3 protein-coding genes are annotated in these 3,044 nt (G+C 35.9%); 2 read left to right on the top strand and 1 reads right to left on the bottom strand.

All coding sequences use genetic code 11. The annotated features are described in order from the left end of the window. The first annotated feature begins 299 nt into the window (after positions 1-299). Together ACQKMR_RS28240 and ACQKMR_RS28235 are read left to right on the top strand one after the other, a co-directional pair. Positions 300-1,064: a DeoR/GlpR family DNA-binding transcription regulator gene (locus ACQKMR_RS28240; protein WP_340456286.1), complete on the top strand. Its 765-nt coding sequence runs from the start codon at positions 300-302 to the stop codon at positions 1,062-1,064. A gap of 151 nt (positions 1,065-1,215) precedes the next feature. After that, complete coding sequence (locus tag ACQKMR_RS28235) at positions 1,216-2,028, top strand: HAD family hydrolase (protein WP_340456285.1); 813 nt, start codon at positions 1,216-1,218, stop codon at positions 2,026-2,028. Between the two features lie 641 nt (positions 2,029-2,669). Here the strand turns inward: ACQKMR_RS28235 and ACQKMR_RS28230 are convergent. After that, a partial coding sequence (locus tag ACQKMR_RS28230; protein ID WP_427700226.1) for a transposase occupies positions 2,670-3,044 on the bottom strand: 375 nt, incomplete at its 5' end.

Here is a 3,044-nt window from a genome sequence, read left to right as displayed (position 1 = left end):
TATTGTCAATGGGCTAATGGGTTAGACTCTATTTTGAGTTTACGTTTTCGTAGTAGATGGTGGCGGCGAGGAGCGCCGCCATAGGAGTTTCTTATTGAACTAACGGGGCAGGTTACTTGAAGAAGGCTATGATAAAAGTCCAACCATTTTCACTACGATGTGCCCAGGAAACTTTACTAGCATCAATCTATATTGAATAACTTAAAACAACTTATAGTAAGTGCTTTTTTAGATTTTTTACTTATAATCACTTTTATTTTTACTTAAAATAGCTTATGATTAAGTTGAGGAGGTTAAAAATGAATCAAGAAGAACGATTGATACGAATCCTTAACTATTTAGAAATCCACAAAACAATGAACATCAAACAGATGTGTGAAACATTTGATATTTCACGTGATACTGCAAGAAGAGATATCGTGGAGCTTACGAACCAAAAAATGGTAGTTAGAACTCATGGTGGAGTTGCATTACCATCATTTCATAAAAAAATTGATGATTATCGGGATCGATTACGCACCGAATCAGAAACAAAGAAATTAATTGGAAAAAAAGCTGCAAGTATGATAACAGACAATGAGATGATTTATTTAGACGTTTCAACCACAGTCAATTTTATAGCTCAATTTTTAAAAGCAAGACAAGTTACCATTGTAACTAATTCAATTGATAGCGCTTATGTATTGGCTCAATCTGAAGATACAACTATACACTTTTTGGGAGGTACTCTAAATAAATCAACTCGACATGTCACAGGATTTTCCGCCATAGAAAAACTAAAAGATTATCATTTTAATAAGGTGTTTATTGGAGCAGCAGGTATTATGGAAGATGGCATTTATTATGGGCTTGAAGAAGATATTTACTTTAAGCGAGAATTGATAAAACATGCTGATCAAGTCATCTTATTGACAGACCACACAAAACACAATCATCGACAGAATTACAGAGGTTTAACATTTGAATCCATTGATACCATTATTACCAATAAATCAATGCCTAATAATTTATATAAATCTATAGAAGAACATGGTGTTGAAGTGCTAATTACAGATACAGAATAAGACTCACTGATCAGGAGAATATTGCTTAAATCCATTATTAGATGGTACATTCACCAGGATTGTGACCCATTGCATTCCCGATAATGAAATTTAAAAGTGGTTTTAACCAATATAACATCAGATATTCACAACGAGAGGAGTTTAAAAGACGATGATTAAATTATTAGTCAGTGATTTAGATGGAACGTTAATTGATAAAAAGAATCAAGTGGCTTTACATGACATTAAAGCATTGAAAAAATTACGGGAACATAACGTAGACATCTGTCTTGCAACTGGAAGAATGGACAACGAAATTATGGAAGTAGCTAAAGTGGTTGGAGACCAATTCCATCGCGTAAGCCAAAACGGATCATTTGTCAGGACCAATGACCACGTTTCTCTTCACTCGCAAACATTTGAACATCGGCTCGCAAAAAAGCTGTATGAATCGGCTTATTCAGATCGTAACATTACAATCGTTAGTTCAAATGACACCAACTTTGTAGCACAAAAAAATGATGTCATTCACCAAATCGAAGAACGTTTTTTCTTTCCGATTGAAGAGCTAGATGACATGATAAATGCAATTGGCCACTCCCTTACCCCTTCTAAAATTTCGGTAATGGGCCATCATGAGGAAATATTAGAAATGCAGCAATCTATTCAAGGTGTTTTTCACGAAGAGGTGGATACATTCATTTCTGAAAAAGGCTGTCTTGACATTATGCCGAAAAACATCAGTAAAGGAAATGCCTTATTAATCCTTTTAAAACACTTGCAGCTCAAGCCCGAAGAAATCGCATGCGTAGGTGATTCTTTTAATGATATCCCTATGTTTAAACTAACACCAAATAGTTTTGTGATTTCTCATGCCCATGAAGATGTCAAAAAAGAAGCAACCTATGTCGTTGAGACAGTCAGTGAAGCAGTGAAGATGATTCTTGAAAAAAATACCCGTGAACAAAATATGATTCACTTATAAGGGTTCTGGCGTGAAAGAATGCAAAAACAGGAAAAAGATTTTGAGAAAGTTGCTTCGAGTGTTTTTGGTTTATTAAATACATCAGAGCGTTTATGGATTTCCAAGTTATTCAACTCCCATGAAAATTAAAAAAGCTCAAAATCCAGAAAAAACTATAACAAAATAGACCCAGTAAAAACGCTTTTTAAAAAAGGCTGAGCCTTATGAGTGATCTGATTGAGTTTGGTAAATCGTTAAACAAAAACCTCCAATCATAGCAAATTAAGTAGAGGCTAGCGCGACGACCAAAAAAGGATTAATCTCCCATGAGTGCTACCCATAAAGGGCGCGACAGTCGGTGGTACACCGTGGTCGTCGGAGTCAGACTAACGGATGGGCTCAAAGGCACCATAGTTCAACGACCTTCTTCGCCAGCCATTAAAACATTATCGACATAGAGACCAATTTTCATTCTCTGTGGTGAAGCGCTGATTTTTGCGCTTCATGGATGGCTAACGGGTGCGTTAGTTGAAGATCGGAGCTGTCTTTTACGGCTTTTTTGTATGAAAACACATTAGTAAAAAAGCCATGCTAAAATAAACCCTCCATATTCTCATTTTTTTTCGAAGGGCGTAAATATACTATGTCGTTACTTTAACTGGTTATGCAGTTTGTTGTTCAGATGGAGCGATTGTATAGCCTTTCTTTTTTAGGTACTCGATCATTTTTAATTCTTTGTTATTTTGTTTTTCTTCAAGGTAATTTGAACCTAGTTCATGATAGGGTTCTCCTGTTTTTAAGATGTTGTAAGCAATCGTTAATAGTAAATGAGCAGAAGCGATTCGTCCCTTCATTTTTCCCTGCCGTTTGGTAATCCTTTTTCGATGTGAAGCAATTCGATTATTTTGCCTTGATGTCGCTAGTACACACTCTACAGCCATCGTTTTCAAAGCTTTGTTACCTTGTGTGGTTTTACTCGTTTTTTTTTTACCAGCACTTTCGTAATTTCCGGGACTCACACCAGCCCAAGAGGCAAG

The sequence above is a fragment of the Peribacillus sp. NPDC096540 genome, from assembly GCF_050278525.1.
In the GTDB taxonomy this organism is placed as follows: domain Bacteria; phylum Bacillota; class Bacilli; order Bacillales; family DSM-1321; genus Peribacillus.
This window is presented reverse-complemented; position numbering and strand designations above follow the sequence as displayed.